We start from the raw sequence: 26,720 nt of genomic DNA on the forward strand, positions 1-26,720 counted from the left end.
CGGACTGGCAATGCGATGGGGAGAGAATAGAAGAGGGCCGCGCGGGCGTCCCTACACAAAAGAGAGATTCAATAGCACTTTTTTTAGCGCCGCTCGCGCCGCGCCCGCGGGTATACGTGGGTGAATGCTGCGGCGCTTGTATTTTTTGCAGTTTATGAGGGGAATAGGAGCGCAAGGAGCGGAGCGTCCTTGATGCGCCATCGCGGTAGACTGCGGGCGTTCGCAATGACTGACTGGAAGAGGCGATGGGCGAAACCGCGCAAAACGAGCAAGCCGTGCAGACCTTGCAGACCGACTGGGAGGCGATCTGGGACGCCGCCACGGCGTCGCTTGATCGTTATGGCAATGCAGTGCTGCCTTCGTTGCTCACGCCGGATCAATGCGAAAAACTGGCCGGACTCTATTCGCGCAACGATTGCTTCCGCTCGCGCGTCGTGATGGCCCGCCACAATTTCGGGCGCGGTGAATATCAGTATTTCTCCTACCCCTTGCCGCCTTTTCTTGAACGGCTGCGTCACGCGCTTTATCGGCGTCTTGCGCCTGTGGCCAATCGCTGGAATGGGCAATTGGGTGTGGATGTGACATATCCCGCAGAACTGGATGCGTTTCTCGCGCGTTGTCGCGAGGCCGGGCAGACCCGTCCGACTCCGTTAATGCTTCGCTATGGTCCGGGCGACTATAACTGCCTGCATCAGGATCTTTATGGCGAGCATGTCTTTCCGCTTCAGGTGGCCGTTCTGCTTTCCGAGCCCGGCGTGGATTTTACGGGCGGCGAATTCGTCATGACCGAAACGCGCAGCAGCGGCCAGCACGCGGATGTGGTGCCCTTGAGGCAGGGCGACGCGGTCATTTTTGCCGTGAACGAGCGGCCCGGGCTGAAGGGGCGTGCACGCAAGGTTGCGATGCGCCATGGTGTGAGCGTGGTGCGCAGCGGCCGGCGTTATACGCTGGGCGTGATCTTTCATGACGCGCGCGAGCCGTCGGCATCGGCATGATGGGATGGAATATGCTTGAACGTTTCGATATGCAAACTATTGGCGCGCAACTGGATGCGCAAGGCTATGCGCTGTTGCCGCAATGCTTGGGCGCGCGCGAGATTCACGCCTTGATTGCAGCGCTTGACGATAAAAACTCCACCATTGGCGCCGATGGCGAGGAGCTTTGTTACTTCGGTCAGGAGATGCCGCCACGTTTGCACGCATGGTACGAAGCGCTCTATCGTTGGCTTGTGCCAGTGGCGAATCGCTGGAATGAGTTGGCTGGAATAGAAAGGCGTTTTCCTGATGAACTCAATACGTTTCTTGAACTGAATGGCCACGCTTCGCAGAATCGGCCGCAATCGCATTTATACAGACTGCGCGAAGGCGAGCGCCGCGCACTGCATCGCCACGACGAAGGCGAGTGGATTTTTCCACTGCAAATCGTCGCGCTGATGAGCGAACCGCAGCGCGAATTCACCGGCGGCGAATTCGTCATGACGGAGCAGCGTCCGCGCATGCAGTCACGCCCGATGGTCGTGCCGCTGGCATTCGGCGACATGGCGATCATCGCGAGCGCGCAGCGGCCCGTACAGGGCACGCATGGCTACTATCGCGCCAGTCTCAAACATGCGGTCAGTCGCGTGCGTAGCGGCGAACGCATCGGGCTGGAATTGATCTTTCATCAGGCGGCGTAAGTGGCCGCCCGCAATCAGGCTGCCTGCGGCAACGGCGACTCATTCGAGCTACGCAGAAACCGGTCCAGCCGCTTATAGGCTTCAATCAAGGCCTGGCGCGGTGCAAGAAACAATTGCGTATCCGCCTGCTGCAGAATAGGCTCGACCAGCGCCCGCTCGCCCGGGGAAATGCGGCAGGTTTCATCGTCGCCCGCGCGCAGAATGCACTTCTCCAGTGCGGCTTCGGCATCGGCGAATCTGGCGATTTCCGTATCGCCATAACCGGCGCACTGCACATAGAAAGTGAGGTAGACCATGCGCACCAGTTCGCTGACAAGCCGTGTGGTGCCCGCCCAGCTCTGGCAGGCGGCGAACGTGAGGTGATGCGCGAGCGCCATGTCGGTGGCCGTTTTTTCGTCCAACGGGCGCTGCATGAAGCGGGAAGAAGCAGTGGGAGGCAGTACGGAGTGGGCTTTTTTGCTACGTGACATTGATACAGAAGTGGTGCAACGAAGGATGGGTGCGAACCGGAAGACAAACAGGGTTCACGGCGATTATGCGCGAATTGGCGCGAACGTGACGGCGAACCCGCACATCGCGCACTTGCAGGTGAGATCGAAACTCGCGTAAAAGCATAAACCACGGCACCTGACATCAAGATGTTGATCGGCTGACAAAGTTGTTATGTACATGCAATAAACCTTGAGGACTTCCGGCAGCATGCGTATCGATCCCTATAGCCTCGAACTCTTTATTGCCGTCGTCGAAGAAGGCTCTATCGCCCGCGCGGCGAGCCGGCATCACATTGCCGCTTCGGCGCTGAGCCGCCGCATTGCCGATCTGGAAACCGCGCTTGGCATGCCGCTGCTGATCCGCTCGCACGGCGGCGTGGCGCTAACCGAGGCGGGCCGCGAAGCATTCGCGCGTGCACAGTCGTTGCACGCGCAACTACAATCGTTCGCGCGCGAAGTGCAATCGCACAGCGGCCAGATTGCGGGCGTGGTGCGTCTCTATGCGAATGCGTCGGCTATCGTCGGTTTTTTGCCTGAACGGCTCAAGGCGTTTCAGGCTGCCTATCCGCTCGTGCGGATCGAATTGACCGAAGCGGTGAGCGACGAAGTCGTGCGCGCGTGCGTGGAAGATCGTGCGGACGTGGGCGTGTCCGCGAATGCGAGCACGCCCGCCGCGCTCGAATCGTGGCATTTCGCGCATGATCCCTTGATGGTGGTGCTGCCGCCCGATCACGAACTCGTTGCCATGGAGAAGCTCGATTTCGCCGATGTCATGCGTTTTCCGCTCGTGGCATTACAGGCGGGCGGCGCGCTCGACCGGTTGATTCACGAGCGCGCCGACGCCCAGCGCGCACCGCTGAAGCTCGCCGTGACGGTCAATAGTTTCGATGCGCAATGCCGCATGGTGGAGGCGGGACTCGGCATCGGCATCGTGCCGATCAGCGCGGCCTCGGCGTTCGCGGGTTCGCGTGGTTTCGTGCGGCGGCCGCTCGGCGACGCGTGGGCGCTCGGGCGCAGCCTGCAGGTCCACGCGCTGCGCAAGTCGTCGCGGTTGCGCGCGGTGCAGGCGCTGGTCGATCTGCTGACCGAAACGCCGCCGGAACGCCAGAAATAAGGGTTTGTGCGGACATCGCCGTTTGCGATGCCCCACGTGCCGATCCAGCACTTCGCCACGCCTTGCCGCGCCCGCTACATTGCAGGGAGAAGGAGAAATTGGATGGCAACCCTGGATTTGAGCGGCCGGATTCTGTTCCTCACCACGAACCCGGCGCAGATCGAGCAGCAACTCGCGGGCGCGGATTTGCGCGACATTCCCGCCGACACGCTGCGCGACGACGTTTCCACCGACGAAATCACGCCGATGAGCGTGCTCACACGTTTCGACGAGCGTCTGGGCCGCGTGCCCTATGTAGGTTTGCGTGTGGGCGAGCGCAATCCCATCGGCATGGACGGTGTGCGCAATGGCGGCTTTTGTGTGACGGTAGCGGGCAATCGCTACGGCAAAGGGTCGTCGCGCGAACATAGTCCGCTCGCGGAATATCGCGCGGGTATTCGGCTCGTGATCGCGAAGAGCTTCGAGCGCATCTATCGGCAGAATGCCGATAATCTGGGGCTGTTTACCTCGACGGATTTCGGTCTGATCGAACGCATCCAGCGCGGCGAGCCGATTTTTATCGACGAACTGGTGGCCTCGCGCGATGCTCTGGCAGCCGCCATTCTGCGCAGCGGCGGCCTGCTGCGTTACGGCGCGCGCCATATGCGCGAGATTCGCCCCGCAGCGGCCGCGCAAACGCAGCAGCCGCGCACGCTGGTGCAGAAGATCCTGGAGCGCCACGCGCTGCGCACCGAAGGCACCAGCGACGCCTTTACGCCCGGCGCGGGCGTATTCGTGCGCGCCGATTGGCGCTTTATCCACGAGTACTACACCGGCATGGCCACGCATATGCTGCACGCCGAATTCGGCCGGCCGCTCGCGCTGCACGAACCGCAGACGATGCTCGCGTTCGAGGATCATCTTTCGTACGCGCACAAGAGCGCGCTGCACGTGCGCAATGGCCTGCTGCCCGATGTGCGTGAATTGTCCGCCGCGCATCGCCAGTTCGCGAGCGAATACGGCATTCGCGATCACGGTTATTTGCCGGCATCCGCCGATGCGGCCGCCGAAGGTTCGGAAGGCATTTCGCACGCGATGATGGCGGAACGCTACGCGCTGCCGGGGCAGGTGGTGGTCGGCACGGACTCGCATACGCCGCATAGCGGCGCGCTGGGTTGCGTGGCGTTCGGTGTGGGCACAACCGATATGGCCAACGCGTTCGTCACGGGCGCGGTGCGCATGACGGTGCCGGCGTCGCTGCTGATCCGCTTTGACGGCGCGGTGGCGCCGGGCGTAACCGCGAAAGACCTCGTGTTGCATCTGCTCGCCGACAAGCGTATTCGCGCCGGTCTCGGTGTGGGCAAGGTATTCGAATTCGCGGGCGAAGCCGTCGCGCAACTCACGATCGACGAACGCGCGACGCTGACCAATATGACTGCCGAACTGGGCGGCTTTACCGGCATCGTCGCGCCCGACGAAGTCACGGTGGCTTTCCTGAAGGAGCGGCGCGGCGTCGATTTTCTGATCGAGCCGTGGATGCATAGCGACGAAGGCGCGCCTTACGCCGAAGTCATCGAGATCGACTGCACGCGGATTACGCCGATGCTCGCCGCGCCAGGCGACCCGGGCAACGGCGTGGCGCTGTGCGATCTGGTCGAGCGCCCGCGCGTGGATATCGCGTATGGCGGCTCCTGCACGGCCGGCAAGCGCGAGGACTTCGATCACTATCACGCGGTGCTCGCCTGGGCCGCTGGGCGCGGTCTGCGTGTGCCGGAGCATGTGCGGCTCTATCTGCAGTTCGGCACGTCGGACGTGCGCGATTACTGCGAGCAGCGCGGCTATCTGAAGGCGTTCGAACAGGTCGGCGCGATTTTGCTGCAGCCGTCGTGCGGCGCGTGCGCGAACTGCGGGCCGGGCGCCTCGACGCAGGCCGACGAAGTCACCATCAGCGCGATCAACCGCAATTTCCCGGGGCGCTCGGGGCCCGGACAGGTCTGGCTCGCCAGCCCGCCGACGGTGGTGGCGAGCGCGCTGGCCGGACATATTGCTTCGTTCGCCGAGTTGCAGGCGCTGCACGCTTAAAGCACTAAGGGTGCGTCAAAGCACCCGTGCCCGCGGATCAGGAGATCGCGAACGGGTCTCAAACCCGGCGGGCCTGGATACAATCGGCGGTCCGCCCATGTGCGTCGACGCGATTTCACGTCATTTCGCTCGACAGGGACAGGCAGTGGGCGCCGATTCATTCCAACTATGTTTCAGGAGACAGGCATGGCCTCTCTGGAGAGCGCTCCCCAGCCGCGCGCCAACGACCGCGCATCGACGGCGCAGACCATTGCAGGTGCAGACAAAGGCGCGATCTCCGCGCGCCTCGATCGTCTGCCTGCCACGGGCGCGATCTGGAAGCTCGTGTTGCTGCTGAGCCTGGGCTTCTTTTTCGAACTCTACGATCTGCTTTATACGGGTTATGTCGCGCCCGGGCTCGTCAGGAGTGGCATTCTCACGCCGACTACGCCAGGGCTTTTCGGTACTTCGGGGATTGCGGGTTTTATCGCTGCGCTCTTTAGCGGGCTGTTTCTGGGCACGATTGCCTGCGGGTTTCTCGCCGATCGTTTCGGCCGACGTGCGATTTTTACGTGGTCGATGCTCTGGTATGTGGTCGCCAATACGATCATGGCGTTTCAGGACACTTCGTCGGGACTCAACTTCTGGCGTTTTGTTTCGGGGATGGGGATTGGCGTCGAGCTTGTGACGATCGGCACGTATCTTTCCGAACTCGCGCCTAAGCATTTGCGTGGGCGTGCTTTTGCCGTGTGTCAGACGATTGGTTTTACCGCTGTGCCGGTGGCGGCCTATCTTTCGTATCTGTTCGTGCCGCGTTCGGTTTACGGGCTCGATGGGTGGCGTTGGGTGGTGCTGCTCGGTGGTGTGAGTGCGCTGTTTGTCTGGTATTTCCGGCGCAATCTTCCAGAAAGTCCGCGTTGGCTCGCGGGGCAGGGGCGCGTCGATGAGGCCGATGCCGTGCTGGCGCGGCTCGAAGCGCTTGTCGAGCGGCAGTATGGGCGTGCTTTGCCCGCTCCAGGGCCCGCCGATCCCGTGACGCAGAAGTCAGGTTTCGCCGATATGTGGAAGCCGCCTTATCGCAAACGCACCATCATGCTGGTGCTGTTTCATATTTTTCAGACGATCGGGTTTTTTGGCTTCGCTAACTGGGTGCCGACTTTGCTCGTCAAGCAAGGTGTTACCGTGACTTCCAGTCTGCTTTATACGACGGTTATCGGGCTGGCTGCGCCGCTCGGGCCTTTGCTCGGGTATTTCATCGCCGATCGGTTCGAGCGCAAGCATGTGATTGTTTTTATGGCAGCCGTCAATATTGTGGCCGGGCTGATGTTTAGTCAGGTGCGGGCTGCGGGCGCTATTGTGGCTTTGGGGGTGCTGCTTACGCTGGTTGGGAATATTATTTCTTTTACTTATCACACGTATCAGCAGGAACTCTATCCGACTGCTATTCGGGCTCGGGCTGTGGGTTTTGTCTATTCCTGGAGTCGGCTTTCGGCTGTTTTTAGCTCTTTTGTGATCGCTTTTACGCTGAGAGAGTTTGGGGTGGCAGGGGTGTTTGTTTTTATCGCCGGGGCGATGTCGCTTGTTATCGTCGCTATTGGGTTTATGGGGCCGCGCACGCTTGGGAAGTCTTTGGAGAGTATTTCGCACTGAGGCTTTTTTATTTTCGCTTTTTTTGGTTTTTTCCTGTTTTCGGGTTTTCCTGTTTTCGTGTCGGTCTATTAGCGTCGCCCCTGTGCGGGGCGGCACCTACTTTTCTTTGCAGCGGCAAAGAAAAGTAGGCAAAAGAAAGCCGCTCACACCGCTAGTGTGACGCAGTTGGCAAACCGCCTTTTAGGGGGAATGGTATAGGGGCATCCGGTCCCCCGCACCCTACCACTCAGTGACAAGGCGCCCGCACATCCGGCGGCGCTGCGCGCGCCGTGGGGTATAACCGGTAATTCCGCCGTGGGCATAGCCGGCAAACCATCGGTTTGCCGGCTATGCTGCACTCTTACTGCTTTGCCTCGATTCCCATCTGATTGCGTACGCGCTTCACGTCGCTTGCCGTCACCGCGCTCGCGTCGTTGCCCCACGCCGTTCGCACGAAGGTCGCCAGTTGCGCGATTTCGTCGTCGTCGTAGCGCCAGGCGAACGGCGGCATCGCCAGCGGTGCCGGTGCCGATGCCGTCGACGGCAATCGCGAGCCCGCCAGAATGACCGCGATCAGCGAGTCGGGATGCTTCGCCAGTACCGATGGATTGTTCGCCAGTGACGGGAATACGCGCGCTGCGCCTTCGCCATTCTGACGGTGGCAGGCCGCACAGCTATCCATGTAGATGCGCGCGCCAACGTCGTTGGCGTGGCCCGTCATGATCGACGTCAGCGTGGCGTCGTCCGCCTTGTATGCGGGCGCGCCAGCTTCGTCCGAAAGCGGCGTGAGGCTCTTCAGGTAGACCGCGATCGCGTGCAGGTCGATGTCGCTCAGGTACTGCGTGCTGTGCTCGACCACTTCGCCCATCGGCCCCGTCACAGCCGAATGCGCCGTGCGGCCCGTCTTCAGCAGCGCGACGATATCGGCTTCGTTCCACTCGCCCAGACCCGTGCCCTTGTCGGCGCGCAGGTTGACCGGCGAACTGCCGTCGATGCGTGCGCCCGACAGGTAACGCGCGCTCGATCCGTCCAGATCGAGTTCCTGGAAGCCCACGCCGCGCGGCGTGTGGCAGGTGCCGCAGTGCGCGAGACCTTGCACCAGGTACGCGCCGCGATTCCATTCGACGCTATGCGCGCTGTCCTGCTTGTAGCGCGTGTCGTCGTGGAAGACGCGGTTCCAGTAGGCGAGCGGCCAGCGCGTGTCGAGCGGCCACGGAATATCCGCCGGCTGGTTCGGCTGCGGCGATGCGCTCACGCCCGACGTGAAGTACGCATAGAGGTCGCGCAGGTCGCTGTCGCTCACCTTCGCATACGACGTATAGGGCATCGCCGGATACAGGTGGCGTCCGCCCGGCGTCACGCCTTCGCGCATCGCCAGCGCGAAGTCTTCGAAGCTCCAGTTGCCGATGCCGTGCGTCTTGTCCGGCGTGATGTTGGTCGAATAGACCGCGCCCAGCGGCGTCGAAAGCGGCACGCCGCCTGCGAACGGCGCGCCGCCCTTCGAGGTATGGCAGGCCATGCAGTCGCCCGCACGTGCGAGATATTCGCCGTGCGCGGCGTTGCCCGGCGCGCTCAGTGCCTGGGCGTCGATCGTCAGGCTCGGCTTGATCAGGCTGCCGGCCCACAGGCCGCCCACGACCACGACGGCCGCGGCGATTGCTACGGTAAGTTTGCGCATGTCGTGTGGCTCCTCAAACCTGGACCATCGGGCCGGGGTTCTTCAAATAACGCTCGCGGATATTCGCGGCCGCCCAATAAGCGAGGCCGCCCACGAGACCCGTCGGGTTGTAGCCGATGCCGTGCGCGAATACGCTCGCGCCCAGCACGAATACGTTCGACACGTCCCAGCTCTGCAGGTATTTGTTGACCACCGAGGTCTTCGGATCGGCGCCCATCGACGTGCCGCCGTTCACGTGCGTGCTCTGGTACGCGCGCGTGTCCCAGTGCGCGCCCGGCTTCAGGATGCGGCCCGAAATGCTCTTCGGGTTCATCTGCTTGCCGATCTCCATCATCTTGCCAGCCACGTATTCCGAGGCGCGCAGGTCGTTGTCCTGCCAGTCGAGCGTGATGCGCAGCAGCGGTTCGCCGTAGGCGTCCTTGTAGGTCGGATCGAGGTCGGCGAAGCAGCCGCGATACGCCATGTTGCTGATCTGCGATTCGATACGGCCGGTGTGCAGGAAGTTATCGGATACCGCCTGTTTCCATTCGCTACCCCACTTGGGCGTGCCTTTGGGCAGCGGAATGCCGCGCACCGGACCATTGCCGGTCTGACGACCCCAGATAATGCCGCCGCCGATAAAGCCGAGCGGGCCGTGATCGAAGTTGTCCGCGTTGAACTCTTCGATCGCCTGGCCGCCGCCGCCCGCGCCCATGAACTGGTTGATGTAGACGTCCTTGTCCCAGAACATGTTGACGCTGTTGAGCACCTGGTAGCAGAAGTTGCGGCCCACGGTGCCTTCGCCGGTATCGACGTTGTACGGCTTGCCAATCTTCGACGACAGCATCAGGCGAATGTTGTGCAACTGGAATGCGCCCAGCACGACCATATTGGCGGGCTGGAATACTTCGTTACCCTGAGCATCGATGTAGGTGACGCCAGTGGCCTGCTTGCCGTCCTTGTCCAGTTCGACGCGCAGCACGTGCGAATTCACGCGCAGTTCGAAATTGGGCTTGCGCAGCAGTGCCGGAATGATCGCGGTTTGCGGCGATGCCTTGGAATAATTCAGGCAGCCGTAGTCGCTACAGAAGCCGCAGAAGTTGCACGGTCCGAGCTGGCAGCCATATTCGTTCTGATACGCGCCCGACGCATTGCCGGCAGGCAGCGCGAACGGCTTGTAACCGAGTTCGCGCGCAGCCTTGGCGAACAGGCGACCGGTCGGGTGATCCGGCAGCGGCGGCAGCGGGAATTCGCGCGAGCGATACGCTTCGAACGGATTGCCGCCTTCCTGCGGTTTGCCCTTGATATTGCCCGCACGGCCCGAGGTGCCGCACACGTATTCCCAGCGGTCGAAATGCGGTTCGAGTTCGTCATACGTGACGCCCCAATCCTGCAGTTGCATGCCTTCGGGAATGAACTTCTCGCCATAGCGTTCTTTCACGCGGCTATGCAGACGCAGTTCGTCCGGCATCACGCGCGACTGCACGCCCGACCAGTGCGTGCCTGCTCCGCCCACGCCTTCGCCCGGTTTGAACGAGCCGATCTGGCGATAGGGCAGAGCCGTATCGTCCTTGCTATGGCGCGTGGTGACCGTGGTCTTCGAGAGATTCTGCAGGAGCGCATTGCGCGCCGAGTATTTGATTTCGTCGACGATTTGCGGATACGCGAAATTCGGAATCGTGTCGCGACCGTCGCCGCGTTCGAGCGCGACCACTTCCAGGCCTGCGCTGCACAGTTCCATCGCCATGATCGAGCCGGTCCAGCCGAAGCCGACGATCACCGCGTCTACCGATTTTTTCTTGATTGTTGCCATGCTGCTTAACCCCGCTTGCCGTACTGGCTGACCGGACCGTACGGATACGGTTTCGATTCGCTGACCCACTCGACGTAATCCGCGCGCGCGCCCGGATAGCCGATCATCTTCCACGAGCCCATGTCCTTGTTGCCGCCGTACATCGGGTCGCCGAAGAAGCCTTCCATGGTGTTCTTGAGCAGGAAGCCGCTGAAGAACGATTTCATGTTGAAGTCGTCCTGGATCTTGCCGCCTTCGACTTCCTTCAGGAATGCGATCTGTTTTTCCTTATCGAGCTGCGCAAAAGTCTTGCCGCCGAAATGCGCCTTGCAATACGTGTCGATGGCGCGAATGCCCAGGCGGTATTGTTCCTTCGGCGTGAGCTTCGACTGATAGCCGAATTCCGGTGCGCCCTTCTGGAACGGGCCGCTCATGTACCAGCGTGAGGCGTCGCCGTAACCGGTCTGCAGTTGACGGTCGATGTATTGCGGCACGCCCAGTTCGACGGCGCCGGGGCCGACCTTGTCCTTGGGAATCAGGCAGTCGCACGCGGCGTTCACGAAGGCCCATTCGTCGGGCGTGAAAAAGCCGGGCTGATAGTGCTCCTGGGCGGGGGTATCGGGCGGCGGCGCGGAGCGTTTGATTTCGTCCGCGGTGGGGCGCAGCACGGCCGAAGCCGTGCCGACGGCGGCAACGGGCACGATCGCAATCGATCCTTTAAGGAACGAGCGACGGCCCGCCTTGTCTGGCGATGTCATAAGGAAGGGGACTCCAGCATGTGGCGCTGATGCGCTTGTGATACATAGGGCGCGCGGCCGCTCGCGCAAAGCGAGCCGCAACGCGCCCGGAGAACGGGGAAACCGGAACGCCGTGAAGGCGTCAGGCCACCCGGAAAACCTGCACGGTGTTGCTGAGCTTGTTCGATTGCGTGTCGAGCGCCTGCGCGGCGGCGGTGACCTGCTCGACCAGTGCCGCGTTCTGCTGCGTGACTTCGTCCATCTGCGTCACGGCCGTGTCGACCTGTTCGATACCGCTTTGCTGTTGTTCGGACGCCGAAGCAATTTCGTTCATGATCGCCGTGACGCGCTCGACCGCGGTGTGCAGTTCCGACATCGTTGCACCCGCCGACGACACCAGTTCCGTGCCGTGCGAGACGGTCTGCACCGAGTTCGCGATCAGATCCTTGATTTCCTTGGCCGCTGCGGCGGAGCGCTGCGCAAGCGAGCGCACTTCGCTGGCGACCACGGCGAAGCCGCGTCCCTGTTCGCCTGCGCGGGCCGCTTCGACGGCCGCGTTGAGCGCAAGAATATTGGTCTGGAACGCGATGCCTTCTATCAGCGCGGTGATGTCCGAAATCTTGCGTGAGCTGCCTTCGATTTCGCCCATCGTGTGCACCACGCGCTGCACCATGTCGCTGCCGCGCGTGGCAACGTTTGCGGCGGTTTGCGCAAGATCGCTGCCGGTGCGGGCGTTGTCCGTGTTCTGCTTCACGGCCGAGGTGAGTTCGTTCATGCTGGCGGCCGTTTCCTGCAGCGACGCCGCCTGTTCTTCGGTACGTGCCGAAAGATCGATCATGCCCGCAGCGATCTGGCGCGTGGCGACCGAGACCGACTCGCTGCCCGAGCGCACCGAGCCCGTCACATTGCCGAGTTCGATACGGGTTTTTTCGATGCTTTCCAGCAGCAGACCCATTTCGTCATTTCGTTGCGCGCGCACCGTCTGGCTGAGATTGCCCGAGGAGATTTCCTGCAGGCTTTCCAGCGCGTAGTTGAGCGGATTCATGATCGCGCGGCGCAGCAGCACCCAGCCGAGACCCGCAGAAACCAGACCCAGCACCACCATCACGCCGCTGATCGTCGAGAACAGATAGAAGTTCGATTCGGCTTCTTCGTAGCGGGTCTTCGCGTTCTCGTACAGATGCTTTTTGACCTCGTTATTCGCCGCGCTCATCTTGCTGTAGAGATCGGAGAGCTGGGTCATCGCGATGTTGTCGGCGGTTTCCTTGTCGCCCGACTGCAGCGCCTTGGTGAACGCGGAGACGGCGTCGCGCATGGCCGTGCGGCGCTCGGTCGTCTTGGCGATCAACGGCAGTTCGTCGGGTTCGTGCGGCATCTGCTGGAACTTGCCCCACCACTCGTCGGAGTTCTTGAAGAAGCCGGCGGCGCGGTCGATCTGGTCGGGCACGCTCGACGCTTCGGGGTGCAGCGCTACGCGGTCGAGCACGAGGCGCGTGCGCGCGATGTAGATCTCGGCGTTGTCGATCGCCGTGGATTCGGCGAGCTTGTTGCGATAGGTGTCGCGATTGGCGCTATTGGCCTTTTCCGTGCTGATGAAGCCCAGCACACCGGAGATGGTGAGCAGGGCGGCGAGAAGTGCAAAGGTGAGTGCGATACGCGCTCGAATAGTGAGTGTCATGCGTCTGTACCGGTTTGACCAAGGATGACGCTGCGCAGTGACCGGCTTGCTGAGACGTGGGTGGCTGCGGGCGTACCTCTCTCATAACGTCATTTGTCTGACTATATTTAGGGCGCATATCAAAATTTTTAAGAAAGCACTGAAAAATGCTTTGCAATCAGTCTGTAAGGGCGTCGAAAATTTTCATCTTGTGCTGCGATCAGGTGACTTTGCGAGGCTAGATGCGGCATTTCTGGTGCTTTCTTACGGGAAATTACCTTGGCGCAGCTTGTCTCGGATGGCGTCTATTTTTCTGTTTATGTGGAAAATGATTCAACAAGGCGCTCAATTATCAATTCTGGCGGCGGGTCGCAGAATGCATTCATACGCACTGCACGACGCGTCGAACCCTCCGACTCTCTCTGCCAGGAACCGCCATGAAAACCACGCTTGCTCTTACCGCCGCCGCCCTGATCCTTGCCGCCAGCCAGGTGCAGGCCGCTGGCGCAACCGATACCAACCTCGTCCAGCCGCACGAACTGATCGTCGATAAAAGCTTGCCCGCGCAACAGGTTGAGCAACAGATCCATGCCGCGCGTCTCTACGACACCTTCTGGAGTACGGGCGACGAAGCGCAGGCCCGCGCCGCGCTCGCGCCGGACTTCACGGACCGCACGCTGCCTGCCGGGCGTGCGCAAGGTATCGCGGGGCCGCTTGCTGCATCGAAGGTCTTTCACGCCGCGGTGCCCGACGTTCACGCCGATGTCGAGCAGATGATCGTCGCTGGCGATCGTGTGATCACGCATCTGCGCTTCACGGGGCATTTCACGGGCACGTTCAACGGCGTGCAGGGCAAGGGCCAGACGGTGGATTTCATTGCCACCGATATCTATCGCATTCGCGACGGCAAGATTGCCGATAACTGGCATCTCGAAGATAACCTGACTTTCCTGCAGCAACTGGGTGTCGTTGCCAGGTGAATGGAATAAGGCGCGCCATGGAATCAGTTTCCATGGCGCGGCTTATGCAGTTGCTGCGCATCGAAGTTCGAAGTTTTTAAATCACTCGTTGAGTTCGATTCAAATCGCATTTAAAGGGAATGAATTGCCTGTGGATGCATCGGTGCCTGCTCGGGATCAGCAAAATGTGCCATGTATAAGGGCTCAGAAAGGGCGTTTCGAAGCGAAATCGACGTGATGTAAAAAATGCCTTTAAAGACCGCTTGAGCATGAATGGCAGAAGCAATTACGTGATGCTATTCACGATGAATAATCAATCTGTAACAGAATGTAATTGCGCTCAACGTAATGTGACATTGTTCGTATAAATAAAGTGTCGATTCACTGGATAATCGATAGTGTTCACTTCCCCGTAGTCCGATGCTATTCGCTTGATTGAAGCCGCATGCAGGAGCAAGGTCGATGAAACGAACCAACCTGATCGCTACCGCCGTCGCTGTGCAGATTGCCTTGATGCCGGTCGCGCCGCTCGTTCCGTTAGCTCAGGCCGCCGTCTATTCGAACGGCACCGCCACCGCCACCTTCAACGTCACGCTGACGTTGCAGGCCAATTGCGCGATCTCCGCCAATCCCTTGAGTTTCGGCACGAATGGCGTGCTGGGCACGGCGATCAACCAGCAGACCACGTTGAGCGTCACCTGCACGAACACGACGCCCTATAACGTGGGCCTCGACGGCGGCAACGTCACGGGCTCCAGCGTCACGAGCCGCTTGATGGCAGGCACGGCGACCGGCAACACCACCACGACCGTGGGCTTCCAGCTCTATCAGGATGCGGGCCGCACGACGATCTGGGGGAACACGCAGGGCACCAATACGGTGGCCGGCACCGGCAGCGGTTCGGCGCAAACGCTCACGGTCTACGGCCAGGTGCCCGTGCAGACCACGCCGAAGCCGGATACCTACCAGACAACGGTCACTGCGACGGTCTACTTTTGAAGCGCAGGCTCGCTGTGCACGCCGCGACGGCTGCTGCGAGGGCCATCGCGGCGGCGTTGCCGTGGGCGCTCGCCGCTCACTGCGCAATGGCCGCGACCTTGCAAATCTCGCCGGTCACGATCGAGTTTTCGGCGGGCGAGGCGGCGACCGGGCTGACTCTGCGTAATCCCGGCGATACGCCGCTGTACGGCCAGGTGCGCGTGTTCCAGTGGAGCGAGGCGCAGGGCGACGACGTGCTCACGCCCACGGGCGAGGTCATCGCGAGTCCGCCGCTCATCGAGATCGCGCCGCATAGCGATCAGCTCGTGCGGCTGGTGCGTGCGAACGCCTCGGCGCCGCCGCAGGGCGCAAGCGCTGCCGCTGCGATCGAGCAGAGCTACCGCATCCTGATCGACGAACTGCCTGCGCCGGGCTCGCCGGGCGCGGAAGGCGTGACGATCCGGCTGCGCTATTCGGTGCCGGTATTCGTCGACGGGCCGGGCGGTTCGGCGGCGCGGCCTCTGCTTGCCTGGCGTCTCGTGCGCGGTCCGCAAGGCTATGCGTTGCGCGCCGATAACGCCGGCACGAAGCGTGCGCAGATTGCCGCGGTGTCGTTATTCGACGATGCCGGTCATCACTGGGATGTCACGCACGGGCTGCTCGGCTATGCGCTTGCGCGGCAGAGCCGCCAGTGGAATGTGCCGGTGCCCGCCGATACGAAATTCGGCGGCCAGCTCAAGGTGCGAGCGACGGTCAACACCTTGCCGCTCGAAGGAACCGTGTCGATCGAGCAGGGAGGCTGAGCGTAGCGAGGGCTCGTCGGCGCACGCGTCACCATGCGGCGCGCGCCGGAGGACAGCATGAAACGAACGACGAAGAATGAAACGAACTCGGAGCGGTGTGCGCCGTGGCCGGGCGAGGCGCATGGTATCGGTGGCCGTGCTGCTGGCGTTTTTCAGCGCCGCGGCGCATGCACAAGGACAGTTGATCAACGCGGGCGCAATGGATACGCGTGATCTGTATCTCGAAGTCGATGTGAACGGCCAGCGTACTGCCCAGATCGTGCACTTTCGCCAGTTGGGCGGCCATCTGTTCGCGACCGGCGAAGATCTTTCGCAGGTGGGCGTAGCGACGGCGCAACTCGGCATTGCAGACAGCGCGAGTGTCGATCTCGATTCGCTGCCGGGTCTGCATTATCGCTACGATGCGCAGCATCAGACGCTCGAATTGCAGATTCCCGATGCGATCCGCAGGCCTTTTGCCTTCGATACGCGTTCGGTTTCGGCGGTGCCGCCGGCCACGTCCGCACGCGGCTTCGTGTTCAATTACGATGCGTTCGCGCAGGGCGGGTCGGCTTCCGAATTCGCACTCTGGAGCGAGGAGCGTTATTTCGATCCTCATGGAGTGCTAAGCAATACGGGCGTGGCGTATCTGTACCACGACCGCAACGAGTACGTGCGCTACGACAGTTCGTGGAGCATGTCGAATCCCGCGAATCTGAGCACCACGCAATTCGGCGACACGATAACGTCGTCGCTCGCGTGGACGCGCTCGATCCGCATGGCGGGCTTTCAATACCGCAGCAACTTCGCCTTGCGGCCCGATCTCGTGACCTTCCCGGTGCCCGCGCTGCCGGGCAGCGCCGTGGTGCCCACCTCGGTCGATCTCTATATCAACAGCGTGCGCCAGTATTCGGGCAATGTGCCTAGCGGCCCGTTCATCATCAACGATGTGCCCGGTATCACGGGCGCGGGCCAGGCCACGGTCATCACGCACGACGCGCTGGGCCGCACGATTTCGGCTTCCGTGCCGCTCTATGTCGATACGCGCCTGATGGCGGCGGGACTGTCGAGCTATTCGTTCGAAGCGGGCTTTTTGCGCCGCAATTACGGGCTCGATTCATTCGACTACGATACGAACCCCGCGGTGAGCGCCTCGTGGCGCCATGGCCTGAACGATCATGTGACGTTCGAAGCGCACGGCGAAGCCACCGGCGGTCTCGTCAATGCGGGCGGCGGCGTGCTGTTCGGCCTGGGCACGGCGGGTGTGCTCAACGGCTCGGTATCGGGCAGCGGCGGCAAACTCAATGGCGCGCAGTTGAGCCTGGGCTATCAGTACGTGTCGCAACGGTTTTCCGTCGATGCACAGACGATCCGCGCGTTCGGCAATTACGGCGATCTCGGTTCGCGCGACGGCTCGCCCGTGCCCGATATCACGGACCGCGTGACGCTGGCCGTGCCTTTTCTGCGCAATCAGACGGTGTCGCTCAGCTATATCGGCTACAAGATTCCCTCCGCGCCGGTTTCGCAGATCGGCTCGATTGCGTGGACATTTAACTTCGGCAATCTGGTGTCGCTGAATCTGAGCGCGTACCAGGATTTTCGCCAGCACGATTCGCGTGGCGTGCTGCTTTCCGCGAGTATCGGGCTGGGCGGCAATGCTTCGGTCAACGCGACCGTGGGCCGTCAGGACGGGGCATCGACATGGAACGTCAATGCATTGCGTCCGCCTGATTATTCGGGCGGCTGGGGCTGGGGCGTGCAGGCGGGCGGCACCGGCGCGACGCCGTTCCGCCAGGGCCAGTTGCAGTATCTGGGCCGCTATGGCGAGGCCACGGCTTCGGTGCAGCAGGTGGCGGGGCAGACGATTGGCGCGCTCGATCTGACCGGCGCGGTGGTGGTGATGGACGGCACCGTGCAGCCCGCGCGGCGTATCGACGATGGCTTTACGCTGGTGTCGACCGATGGCGTGTCGGGCATTCCGGTGCTGCACGAAAACCGCGTGATTGGCGTGACCGATGGCGGCGGTCATCTGTTGATCCCCGACCTCAATTCCTACCAGCACAATCAGGTGGCGATCGACGCCATGCATCTGCCAGTCGACGCGCGTATCGCCGATACCTCGATGGATGTGGTGCCGCAGGCGCAGTCGGGCGTGCTCGCGCACTTCGGTGTGACGCGCTATCACGCGGCTTCGATCATCGTGCACGACGCCGACGGCAAGCCGCTGCCCGCCGGTGCGCGCGTGCATCATGTGGAGAGCGGGCACGACACCATCATCGGCTATGACGGGCTGACTTTCGTCGATGGACTTGTGCCGCAGAATCATCTGCAGATCGAGTCAGGTGATAAACAGTGCGAAATATCGTTTGCGTGGGCTGAGGGCAAGGGCGATACCCTGCAGACCATCGGGCCGCTTGTGTGCCAGTTGCATGGGCAACAAGGCCAGGGAGCGCAGCCTTGAAAGCGATCAGGCACGCGCTGTTGATGATCGGCGTCTGTCTCGCGCTGCTGCTGGGCGCGAGCAGCGCGCAGGCGCAGAGTTGCACGGCGGTGGCCAATCCCGTGTCGTTCGGCTCGGTCAGCCCGATCGCGGGCGTTGCGGTCACCGCGACCACCACCATCGCCGTGACCTGCACATGGCCCACGGTTTCGCTCACACCCGATGTGCTGGTGTGTCTGAATCTGGGCGGTACAAGCCCGCGTGCGCTCACCAACGGCACGAACCAGTTGAGCTACGACCTCTTTCGCGATGCGGGCCACAGCCAGGCGTGGGGTTCGACGTATTCGGGCACGACGCCTATTTCGCTCACGATGGCCAAACCGAGCGGCACCACGCTCACGACCAACGTGACTGTTTATGGCCAGATAAGCTCCGCGCAGCCCACGGTGCCCACTGTGAATAACGCGAGCACGGTCTATACGCAGAACTTCGGCGGCACCACCACGTCGATCAATTACGGCTTCTATTTGCTGATTGCGCCGACTTGCGCATCGCTGGGTACGGGCGGCACGTTTCCTTTTTCGGTCACGGCCACGGTCATCAATAACTGCAATATCACCGCGACGAATGTGGCGTTTGGTTCGGCGGGCGTGCTGTCATCGGCGCTCAAGGCGACCGGGGCTATCACCACGGTCTGTACCAATGGCGATGCCTTCAAGATCGCGCTCAATGGCGGCGCGAGCGGTAATGTCGCTGCGCGCGCGATGCAGCGCTCGGGCGGCGGGGGAGCAGTGAATTACCAGCTCTATCTGGATTCGGGGCATAGCAGCGCGTGGGGCGACGGCACAGGTGGCACATCCACGCAGGCAGGTACGGGTTCTGGCACGCAGCAGGTTTTCACGGTCTATGGACAGGTGCCCGCACAAACTACGCCAACGCCTGGCAGCTATAGCGACACCATTACGGCCACAATCTATTTCTGATCGACAGAACCTGATTCCCTTGACGTCAAAAATCGAAACTTACCATTGCGCAGAACGCGCTTAATTATTCGCAGCACTCTTCCTAAACTGGTCATTAGCTGGCGTCGAACGCATTGCGCGTCGCCAAAGCTGATTGAGAAATAAAAAGCAGATCGTTTAGAGCGGTATTTCAATCCAATATGGAGGAGCACATCATGAACAAGGCAACTCGCACGCTAATCGCGATCGCCGCGCTGGCCCTGTCGGGCGGCGCTTTTGCGCAGAACAACACGCTGGCGACGCCGAGCGTCAAATCGCCGGTGAGCGCAACGACTGAATCGAGCGGCTATGGCACGCCAGCCGCCGCCAATACGGAAAGCGGTATGAGTGCGGCATCGCAGGGCACGAGCCAGCAGAACGCTACGGCGGTTACTGGCGCCTATGGCGCGAACAATACGCTGGCACGGCCGAGCGTGAAGTCGCCCGCGGCTCAATAAGCGTCGAATGAACGTTGAATAGACGTAGTAAAAAAACCGCTGCTCGGTGCAGCGGTTTTTTTATGCCTTCATGGCGATTTTTAAACGCCGCTTTGCACCGTTCCGGCAAGCCCCGCAACGGCTAGCACCAGCAAAAACCCCGCAGCCAGAATGGAAATCCAGCGTTGCTGACGATGAATCAGCGGATGTCTGCACGCCGCGATATAGCTGCTCAGGATCGTGAAATCGACAATGATCCACAGCGCCGCCAGAATCAGCAGGCTCACACGCGAATCCGAAGTGACGCCGATAAACTGCGGAAAGAATGCGACAAAAAACAGCACGTCCTTGGGATTGGCAATGCCCACAAAAAAGCCCTGAAACGTAGCGGGCAAACGCTGCGGTGTGGCAGCGGCGCCAGGCGTTGTCTTATCGCCGCTACGCCATTCGCCGTACAAGGTGCGGATCGCCAGTATCGAAACGAAGACGCAGCCCAGAACCTGCAAGCCCGCAAGCAGGCGACCGCTGACTAACACCACGCCAAAGACCATCAAAGTTGCCACGGCGATCAACACCAGGCTGGCGGCGTTCGCGCCCACGGCAGTGAGAAAGCCCTGCTGGACGCCACGTCGCGCCGCATTGCCGACCACGAGCATGACAACGGGGCCGGGTGTTGCGATCAGCAGAACGATTGCCGCCACATAGGCGAGCAGAAGCGTGTAGTGGAGATTCATGAGTAAAAGTCGAATTTAAAGCCGTGCCGCGAAGATTGCGGTCAAGGCGTGAAATCATGCAGATCGCGCAGATGGGTATAGTATTGCCGCTCAGCACCGCAGCCGAAAAACGGAAAATACTGCGCGAAAGCATGACTTTTACTCATAGTATGCCTGCCTTGAAAACCCAACCTCTGCCACCGGTTTACGCCTTGCGTGCGTTCGAAAGCGCTGCACGCACAGGTTCGTTCACGCTCGCCGCAGAAGAACTCAATCTCACGCAAAGTGCCGTGAGCAAACACGTGAAGACGCTCGAAGATTATTTCGGCCGCAAACTGTTTGTGCGCCAGGGGCCGAAGTTGCACCTGACGGCGCAGGCGCAGATATTTGCGTCGGGACTCAGGCGCGGTTTCCGGCAGATCGAAGAGGCCTGTGCGCTGTTTCAGGCGCCGCGCGATGTGCTGCGGCTGAAAGCGCCTTCGACGCTGACCATGCGCTGGCTGCTCGACGCGCTCGCGGCATTTCGCAAGACGCAGCCCGGGTTCGAAGTGCAGATCGCCAGCGTGTGGATGGATGTCGATACGGTCGATTTTTTCAGCGAGCCCTACGATTGCGCGATCCTGCTCGGCGGCGGCCGCTTTGGCGAAGGCACGCACAGCGTCAAGCTATTCGATGAATGGCTGATCCCGATCTGCTCGCGTGCGCTCGCGCCGGCGGCGCGCGCGAATCTGGCCGCGTGCGATCTGATTCATCCGTCAACCGACCGCCGCGACTGGCGCCGCTGGCTGAAGGCGAGCGGCCACGCTGGTCACGTCGACATCACGCGTGGCCAGGTTTTCGACATGCTCGAACAGGGGATGGCCGCGGCCGCCGCGGGCCACGGTGTTTCGATTGGCGATCTCGCGCTTTGCGCGAGCGCGATCGATGCGCGGCAGCTCGTGCTGCCGTTCAAGACGGCCGTGAGCAGCGGCGACGCGTATTACCTGATCCGGCCGGAGGACTCGGACAAAGCCGCGCAGGTGCAGGAACTGCACGCCTTCCTCGCGAGCCGGACGCCGAAACTCGACTATCCGGGCATCGCGTTCAAGGCGCTGCGTTAATGCCGGGGCGAGCCAATCAGAATGTGACAGTCCACAGCGCATTCGCGGTGCGCTGCGCGCCGAATTGCACCGCCGAGGTGATGCGGATGGGCGAAGCGTCGGCGTGGGAGACGAGGTAGGGTTCGCCGTGCAGGCAACTGACGGCGGGCGCGACACTGTCGTCGACGGCGCTCACGAGGCAGGATTGCTGAACGACAAGACTCACGACCATGGTGGCCGGTGAGGGTTCGGCGGCGTCGCCGGTGGCGAGAACCGAAAGACTGAGGGCGAGGCCGAAGGCCAAAGCCAGCCAGAGGCGGATGGGGCGGGACATGTTCGGAAACGATTCTGGAATGCCGGATTCGCGGATTCGATAACGGCGACTGAAACGGTGGTGGGAACAGCGTCTATCCCTTTGTCGGCAGCGCGGCGCAAAAGTTGAGCGCTGCGGCGATCGGCAGCAGTTTCAGACCGGGTTTTGGGTCATGGGGCGCGATCCTCGCGGTACGGCGCGCGGTGTCAGAACGGCCAGCACGGCCGCGATCACGAAAAGCGCGGGCACATCGCCCAGCAGATGGCCGGCATGGCCGGGCGTCGCGAGCGACTGCACGGTCATGATCGCGCCGTGCACCACGCTGGACCAGACCGTGAACCAGATCAGGCTCAGATGGCCGAGCGGATCACGTGCGGCGCGCATCAGAAACACGCCGAGCGTCGCATAAATACCGGCGATCATGAGCGGATAGTCCGAATGCCCGCTATGCCAGGCCCAGCCCGCAGGCCAGAGCACCATCAGCGGATAGACGGCGAAGGTGGCGATCGCACCGGTCACGAGGAGGGCGAGGCGCAGATATCGCAGGCGTGCAGGGTCGTCCATGACTTTGACTCCGCCCGCGCGAGTGTGGGCCGATGGCGACAATATGCGCGCGGGCCACGCCGCTTGCAAGTCTGTCGAAAGAATTTGTCGATGCGGCTGGAATCCTTGCCTGCCGGGTTATCGGCGGGATTTTTCTGCTGCCGTTCCGCCATTTCCGCCCCAAGCCAACTGAAAAATTTCTTCACAATTGGTAATGTTATAACGTAACATTCGCGTCGACTGTTGCGGGCAGCCATGCACGCAGAACAGAGCAAACCATGCGCGGCGCACGCGGGCCCAGGGGAATTGGCCACTCGCCGCGGTTCAATCCACCGACGCAAAAAACAACCATCGTGGCGATTTCAACCGAGTCTGAATCTTCAGCGAAGCAGCGGCGCGCGCGTCGTTCGCCCAGCCCGCAACGCGCTTTTTCGTCCCGCGCGACGCTTTTGCGCCTCACGCCTGTCTCGTTCGCTCTCGTGAGCGCGCTGGTTCATGCGCAGTCCACGGACAGCGCAACAAACACCGCAGCAAGCACCGCAACGAGCGCCGCAACAGCGCAGCAAAACACCGCCGACGCCACGCTCGCGCCGGTGTTCGTCACCGCGAATCCGCTCGGCGATAAAGACCTGATCGCGCCCGCGACTTCGCTCAGTGGCGACGCGCTCACACTGCGCGCGGCCAATTCGATCGGCGAGACGCTCAACGGTCTGCCGGGCGTCTCGACCACGACGTATGGCCCGATGGTCGGGCGTCCGATCATTCGCGGCATGGACGGCGACCGCATCCGCATGCTGCAGAACGGCGTCGCGGCCTGGGACGCGTCCTCGCTCTCGTACGACCATGCCGTGCCGCAAGACCCGCTCACGGTCGAGCGCGTCGAAATCGTGCGCGGCCCGGCGGCGCTGCTTTATGGCGGCAACGCGATCGGCGGCGTGGTCAACACCATCGACAACCGCATTCCGCGCGAGCCGATCCAGGGCGTGACGGGCGCCGTCGATGCGAGCTACGGCGGCGCCAACGACGCCCGCGCGGGCGCCGCGCAAGTGGAAGCCGGCAACGGCCAGTTCGCCTTCCATGTGGACGCCTTCGACCGCGACACCAGCAACGAACGCATTCCCGGCTACGCGCATTCGGCGCGCCAACGCGCGCTCGACGGCAGCGACGCGAGCGAAGCCTACGGCAGCATCCCGAACAGCGATGGCCGCTGGCACGGCGGCGCGGTCGGCACCTCGTACACCTGGGCCGATGGCTACGCGGGCGTGTCGTACAACGGCTACCAGGCCGATTACGGCTCGGTTGCCGAAGACGATGTGCGGCTGCGCATGCATCAGGACCACGTGGCCGTGGCCTCGGAAGTTCGCAACCTGAGCGGCCCGTTCAGCCAGTTGAAATTCGACTTCGGCTACACCGATTACGAGCACCGCGAAATCGATAACGGCGAAGTGGGCACGACGTTCCGCAATCACGGTTACGAAGCGCGGCTGGAAGCGCGCCACCAGAAGATCGGCCCGTTCGAAGGCGCGATTGGCGTGCAGGTGAGCCAGAACACGTTTTCCGCGCTCGGCGACGAAGCGCTCGTGCCGACCACGCAGACCACCAACGTCGCGCTATTCGGTCTCGAAGAATGGAACGTCACGTCGGCGCTCAAGCTGAGTCTGGGCGCGCGTTACGAGCACGTGAAGCTCGACCCGACGCCCAACGGCAACGATAAATTCGCCAGCGCGCAAGGGCGTGATTTCAACGCGGGCAGCCTTTCCGCCGGCGCGCTCTACAAGCTCGCGCCGGCCTGGTCGATTGTCGGCGACATCGCCTATACGGAACGCGCGCCTACTTTCTACGAGTTGTATGCGAACGGTCCGCACGACGCGACGGGCCAATATCTGATCGGCAACCCGGACGCGCAGAAGGAGAAAGCGGTTTCGACGGATCTGTCGCTGCGCTTCGAAAGCGGCCCGAACAAGGCCAGCGCGGGCGTGTTCTACAGCCGCTTCCGCAACTATCTGACCGAGTACAACACGGGCCGCCTCGTCAACGACGATGACGAAGTCGTCCCCGCCGGCACCGACGATGCGCTCAACGAAGCCGTCTATCGCGGCGTGCGCGCCGAGTTCTACGGCGTGGAAATCGACGGTAAATGGCGCGTGTTCGAGAAGGGCGCGCATCGCGTGGATGTGTCGTTCACGGCGGACTACACGCATGCACGCAATGTCGATACCGGCGCGCCGTTGCCGCGGATTGCGCCGCTGCGCGCGACGCTGGCGGGCGATTACGGCTACGGGCCGTTCGGCGCGCGCGCGGAACTCGTGCATGCGTGGGCGCAGCATCGCGTGCCGGAGGACGACGAGCCGACCGATGGTTACACCACGCTCGCGGTAATCCTCACGTACAAGTTTCACGTGGGATCGACGAACTGGCTGGCCTACGTGCGCGGCGATAACCTCACGAATCAGGACGTGCGTTATGCCAGTTCGGTTGTGCGCGATATCGCACCGGAAGGCGGACGCAGCGTGATGGTCGGCTTGAGGACGACGTTCTAGCCCTACAGCGCGATCCAGCAGAATCGATGACTTCAGATTAAATAGTCATCCTAAGTGAATGAGCGAAGGCGGCATGAAAATGCCGCCTTCGCCGTGACGCTTTCAGACCTGCGCTTTGGCCACCGTTTCTTCCTGCGCGAGCAATCCACTCACGGAAGCCGTCAAGCCTTTGCCGCCGGGATTGTTGCGCAGCACGAGCTTCAAACCGTGCCGCTGCGCGATACGCATCGCAATCGAAAGACCCAGGCCGCTGCCCGTGCCCGGCACGTGATTGGCGCGATAGAAGCGGTCGAGCACGCGCCCGAGATGTTCTTCGGGAATGCCCGGCCCGTTATCGACGACTTCGAAGCCCACATGCGAAGCCGTGCGCGTGAGCACGAGATCGATCTTGCCGCCGGGCGGCGTGTAGCGGATCGCGTTATCGATCAGATTATTGAGCAGCGTGGCGAGGCCGTGTGCGTCGGCGGCCACGTTGCAGGCATCGTCTTCGGTCACGGGCGGGCGCAGTTCCAGCCCGAGATCGATGTTCTTTTCTTCGGCCAGCAGCGAAAGATCGCTGATCGCCTGTTCGCCCAGCCGACGCAAACTCATGGTGGCGACCGGCAGTTCCGCCTGCGCGTCTTCGCGCGCGAGCGTCAGCAATTGCTGCACGAGGCGGATCAGGCGATTCAGACGCGTTTCGATACGCTCGGTGGTGTGCGGCTCGCCGCTGAGCGTGCCGTCGCGCAGCGCGGCCTGCAGTTGCAGCTTGAGCGCCGCGAGCGGCGAGCGCAGTTCATGCGCGGCATCGGCGATAAACGTGCGCTGCGCCTGCGAAGCCGTGTTCAGACGCGCCAGCAGATCGTTGAGCGCGACCACCAGCGGCCGCAGTTCGATGGGTACCGAGCGATCGAGCTTGAGCGGCCCGAGCGCATGGTGCGAACGCGCGGTCAACAGCGCCGAAAGCGCACCGACCGGCGCGAGCCCGCGCGCCACCACCAGCAGCACCATCACGATCGCCAGCGGCACGAACAAGGCAAGCGGCCAGAGCGTGTGCAATGCCAGCCGCATGGCCAGCGCCTCGCGCACGGAGATCGGCTGCGCGACCTGCACGAAGCGGTCGGGCTGCTGCACGCCGAAGGTGCGCCAATGCGATTCCTCGTGCTCGAAGGTGTGGAACCCGGCATCGTTACGCGGTAGCGGCTCGTCGTGCGAGGAGTGATAGATCGCCCGCCCGTCGCGATCCCAGATCTCGATCAGAATGCGGTCGTCGGCGATGCCTTGCATATCGGGCGCGGGCTGATCCGCACCGTGGCCCGCACGCAGATTCGTGGGCAGTGACAGCGCCACCGCGCGCAGTTCGTAGTCGAACAACTCGCTCGCCTCGTTGCGCGCAGTGTGGAAAATGCCGAAGCCCGCCACCGCCGATCCGGCCGCGAAGCCGAAAATCAGCCAGCCCAGCAGGCGGCGCTTGATGGACCTCATTGCTCCCTCTTGAGCCGATAACCCACGCCGCGCACGGTCACGATCTGGTCGGCGCCGATCTTGCGGCGCAGGCTGTGCACATGCACTTCGATGGTGTTGCTGCCCACTTCCTCGCCCCAGCCGTACATGCGTTCTTCGAGTTCGGCCTTGGTGAACACGCGTGCGGGTTCCTCGATCAGCACGTGCAGCAGGGCGAATTCGCGCGGCACCAGCGCAATGGGCGCGCCGTCCATCGTGACTTCGTGCGCGGCGGGATCGAGCGTGAGATTGCAGTGCGCGTAGACCGGCTGCTTGCGGCCGGTGCGCCGGCGCAGCAGCGCGCGGGCGCGGGCGGCCAGTTCGTACAGATCGAAGGGCTTGACGAGGTAGTCGTCGGCGCCGGCGTCGAGACCGGCGACGCGGTCGGTCACGCTGTCGCGGGCGGTGAGGATCAGGATCGGCGCTTCGCCGCCGCGCCGCCGGTAAGCGGACAGCACGCTCACGCCGTCCTTCTTCGGCAGGCCCAGATCGAGCATCACGAGATCGTAGACGTCGTTGGCGAGCGACAGTTCGGCTTCGCGTCCGTCCTTGGCCCAGTCGACCGCATAGCCTTCGCGGCGCAGCGAATCGAGCACGGGCTCGGCGATCATTTCGTCGTCTTCTACCAGTAAAAGGCGCATCGTGGCACTCCAGTTCGCGT

23 protein-coding genes are annotated in these 26,720 nt (G+C 62.3%); 13 read left to right on the forward strand and 10 right to left on the reverse strand.

Going from position 1 to position 26,720, the window contains the following annotated elements:
• The first annotated feature begins 245 nt into the window (after positions 1 to 245).
• Both U5A67_RS16500 and U5A67_RS16505 read left to right on the forward strand, forming a co-directional pair.
• Positions 246 to 995, forward strand: coding sequence for a 2OG-Fe(II) oxygenase (locus U5A67_RS16500; protein ID WP_321815345.1), 750 nt, complete (start codon positions 246 to 248; stop codon positions 993 to 995).
• A gap of 197 nt (positions 996 to 1,192) precedes the next feature.
• Positions 1,193 to 1,675: a 2OG-Fe(II) oxygenase gene (locus tag U5A67_RS16505; protein ID WP_321815448.1), complete on the forward strand. Its 483-nt coding sequence runs from the start codon at positions 1,193 to 1,195 to the stop codon at positions 1,673 to 1,675.
• 14 nt (positions 1,676 to 1,689) lie between these two features.
• Here the strand turns inward: U5A67_RS16505 and U5A67_RS16510 are convergent, their stop codons facing one another.
• Positions 1,690 to 2,076 (reverse strand): hypothetical protein, encoded by a 387-nt coding sequence (locus tag U5A67_RS16510; protein WP_205984604.1) that lies wholly within the window; start codon positions 2,074 to 2,076, stop codon positions 1,690 to 1,692.
• A gap of 298 nt (positions 2,077 to 2,374) precedes the next feature.
• On the opposite strand from U5A67_RS16510, the gene U5A67_RS16515 reads away from it, so the two are divergent.
• From U5A67_RS16515 to U5A67_RS16525, 3 genes are all read left to right on the forward strand, one after another.
• Entirely contained in the window at positions 2,375 to 3,280 is a 906-nt protein-coding gene (locus U5A67_RS16515) for a LysR family transcriptional regulator (protein ID WP_321815344.1), read from the forward strand.
• Between the two features lie 102 nt (positions 3,281 to 3,382).
• Positions 3,383 to 5,341: an aconitase family protein gene (locus tag U5A67_RS16520; RefSeq protein WP_321815343.1), complete on the forward strand. Its 1,959-nt coding sequence runs from the start codon at positions 3,383 to 3,385 to the stop codon at positions 5,339 to 5,341.
• A gap of 186 nt (positions 5,342 to 5,527) precedes the next feature.
• Positions 5,528 to 6,970, forward strand: a complete 1,443-nt coding sequence (locus U5A67_RS16525) for an MFS transporter (RefSeq protein ID WP_321815342.1) — start codon at positions 5,528 to 5,530, stop codon at positions 6,968 to 6,970.
• A 340-nt stretch (positions 6,971 to 7,310) separates the two neighbouring features.
• Here U5A67_RS16525 and U5A67_RS16530 read toward each other — a convergent pair whose 3' ends face one another.
• From U5A67_RS16530 to U5A67_RS16545, 4 genes are all read right to left on the reverse strand, one after another.
• On the reverse strand, positions 7,311 to 8,627 hold the full coding sequence (locus U5A67_RS16530) for a cytochrome c (RefSeq protein ID WP_321815341.1): 1,317 nt from the start codon (positions 8,625 to 8,627) through the stop codon (positions 7,311 to 7,313).
• A 13-nt stretch (positions 8,628 to 8,640) separates the two neighbouring features.
• Positions 8,641 to 10,419 (reverse strand): GMC family oxidoreductase, encoded by a 1,779-nt coding sequence (locus U5A67_RS16535; protein WP_321815340.1) that lies wholly within the window; start codon positions 10,417 to 10,419, stop codon positions 8,641 to 8,643.
• 5 nt (positions 10,420 to 10,424) lie between these two features.
• The gene (locus U5A67_RS16540; RefSeq protein WP_205987230.1) at positions 10,425 to 11,156 is read right to left on the reverse strand and encodes a gluconate 2-dehydrogenase subunit 3 family protein; all 732 of its coding nucleotides are present in this window, start codon (positions 11,154 to 11,156) and stop codon (positions 10,425 to 10,427) included.
• Positions 11,157 to 11,277: 121 nt separating this feature from the next.
• Positions 11,278 to 12,813: a methyl-accepting chemotaxis protein gene (locus tag U5A67_RS16545; RefSeq protein ID WP_205987231.1), complete on the reverse strand. Its 1,536-nt coding sequence runs from the start codon at positions 12,811 to 12,813 to the stop codon at positions 11,278 to 11,280.
• Positions 12,814 to 13,214: 401 nt separating this feature from the next.
• Between U5A67_RS16545 and U5A67_RS16550 the strand changes: the two genes are divergently transcribed.
• The 6 genes from U5A67_RS16550 (at position 13,215) to U5A67_RS16575 (ending at position 19,410) form a co-directional block, all read left to right on the forward strand.
• A complete protein-coding gene (locus U5A67_RS16550) occupies positions 13,215 to 13,772 on the forward strand; it encodes an ester cyclase (RefSeq protein ID WP_415767851.1) in 558 nt (185 codons plus the stop codon).
• A 492-nt stretch (positions 13,773 to 14,264) separates the two neighbouring features.
• A complete protein-coding gene (locus tag U5A67_RS16555; RefSeq protein WP_241024747.1) occupies positions 14,265 to 14,750 on the forward strand; it encodes a spore coat U domain-containing protein in 486 nt (161 codons plus the stop codon).
• An 86-nt stretch (positions 14,751 to 14,836) separates the two neighbouring features.
• A complete protein-coding gene (locus tag U5A67_RS16560) occupies positions 14,837 to 15,532 on the forward strand; it encodes a molecular chaperone (RefSeq protein WP_415767852.1) in 696 nt (231 codons plus the stop codon).
• A 76-nt stretch (positions 15,533 to 15,608) separates the two neighbouring features.
• Positions 15,609 to 17,972: a fimbria/pilus outer membrane usher protein gene (locus U5A67_RS16565; protein WP_321815337.1), complete on the forward strand. Its 2,364-nt coding sequence runs from the start codon at positions 15,609 to 15,611 to the stop codon at positions 17,970 to 17,972.
• 23 nt (positions 17,973 to 17,995) lie between these two features.
• Entirely contained in the window at positions 17,996 to 18,934 is a 939-nt protein-coding gene (locus U5A67_RS16570; protein WP_321815447.1) for a spore coat U domain-containing protein, read from the forward strand.
• A gap of 194 nt (positions 18,935 to 19,128) precedes the next feature.
• Positions 19,129 to 19,410: a hypothetical protein gene (locus tag U5A67_RS16575; protein ID WP_321815336.1), complete on the forward strand. Its 282-nt coding sequence runs from the start codon at positions 19,129 to 19,131 to the stop codon at positions 19,408 to 19,410.
• A gap of 80 nt (positions 19,411 to 19,490) precedes the next feature.
• On the opposite strand, the gene U5A67_RS16580 is transcribed toward U5A67_RS16575, so the two are convergent.
• On the reverse strand, positions 19,491 to 20,123 hold the full coding sequence (locus U5A67_RS16580) for a LysE family translocator (RefSeq protein WP_321815335.1): 633 nt from the start codon (positions 20,121 to 20,123) through the stop codon (positions 19,491 to 19,493).
• A 158-nt stretch (positions 20,124 to 20,281) separates the two neighbouring features.
• Here U5A67_RS16580 and U5A67_RS16585 point away from each other — a divergent pair, with 158 nt between their 5' ends.
• A complete protein-coding gene (locus tag U5A67_RS16585) occupies positions 20,282 to 21,202 on the forward strand; it encodes a LysR substrate-binding domain-containing protein (RefSeq protein WP_321815334.1) in 921 nt (306 codons plus the stop codon).
• 16 nt (positions 21,203 to 21,218) lie between these two features.
• Here U5A67_RS16585 and U5A67_RS16590 read toward each other — a convergent pair whose 3' ends face one another.
• Both U5A67_RS16590 and U5A67_RS16595 read right to left on the reverse strand, forming a co-directional pair.
• Positions 21,219 to 21,515, reverse strand: a complete 297-nt coding sequence (locus U5A67_RS16590; RefSeq protein ID WP_205987237.1) for a hypothetical protein — start codon at positions 21,513 to 21,515, stop codon at positions 21,219 to 21,221.
• A 132-nt stretch (positions 21,516 to 21,647) separates the two neighbouring features.
• Positions 21,648 to 22,058, reverse strand: a complete 411-nt coding sequence (locus tag U5A67_RS16595) for a DUF6632 domain-containing protein (protein WP_205987238.1) — start codon at positions 22,056 to 22,058, stop codon at positions 21,648 to 21,650.
• A 458-nt stretch (positions 22,059 to 22,516) separates the two neighbouring features.
• Here U5A67_RS16595 and U5A67_RS16600 point away from each other — a divergent pair, with 458 nt between their 5' ends.
• Entirely contained in the window at positions 22,517 to 24,577 is a 2,061-nt protein-coding gene (locus U5A67_RS16600) for a TonB-dependent receptor (RefSeq protein ID WP_415767847.1), read from the forward strand.
• Positions 24,578 to 24,679: 102 nt separating this feature from the next.
• Here the strand turns inward: U5A67_RS16600 and U5A67_RS16605 are convergent, their stop codons facing one another.
• Positions 24,680 to 26,041, reverse strand: coding sequence for an ATP-binding protein (locus U5A67_RS16605; RefSeq protein ID WP_205987240.1), 1,362 nt, complete (start codon positions 26,039 to 26,041; stop codon positions 24,680 to 24,682).
• On the reverse strand, positions 26,038 to 26,700 hold the full coding sequence (locus tag U5A67_RS16610; protein WP_205987241.1) for a response regulator: 663 nt from the start codon (positions 26,698 to 26,700) through the stop codon (positions 26,038 to 26,040). The genes U5A67_RS16605 and U5A67_RS16610 overlap by 4 nt, the downstream gene beginning before the upstream one ends.
• Positions 26,701 to 26,720: the final 20 nt, after the last annotated feature.

This window comes from Paraburkholderia sp. J69-1, assembly GCF_905220255.1.
Lineage (GTDB): Bacteria > Pseudomonadota > Gammaproteobacteria > Burkholderiales > Burkholderiaceae > Paraburkholderia.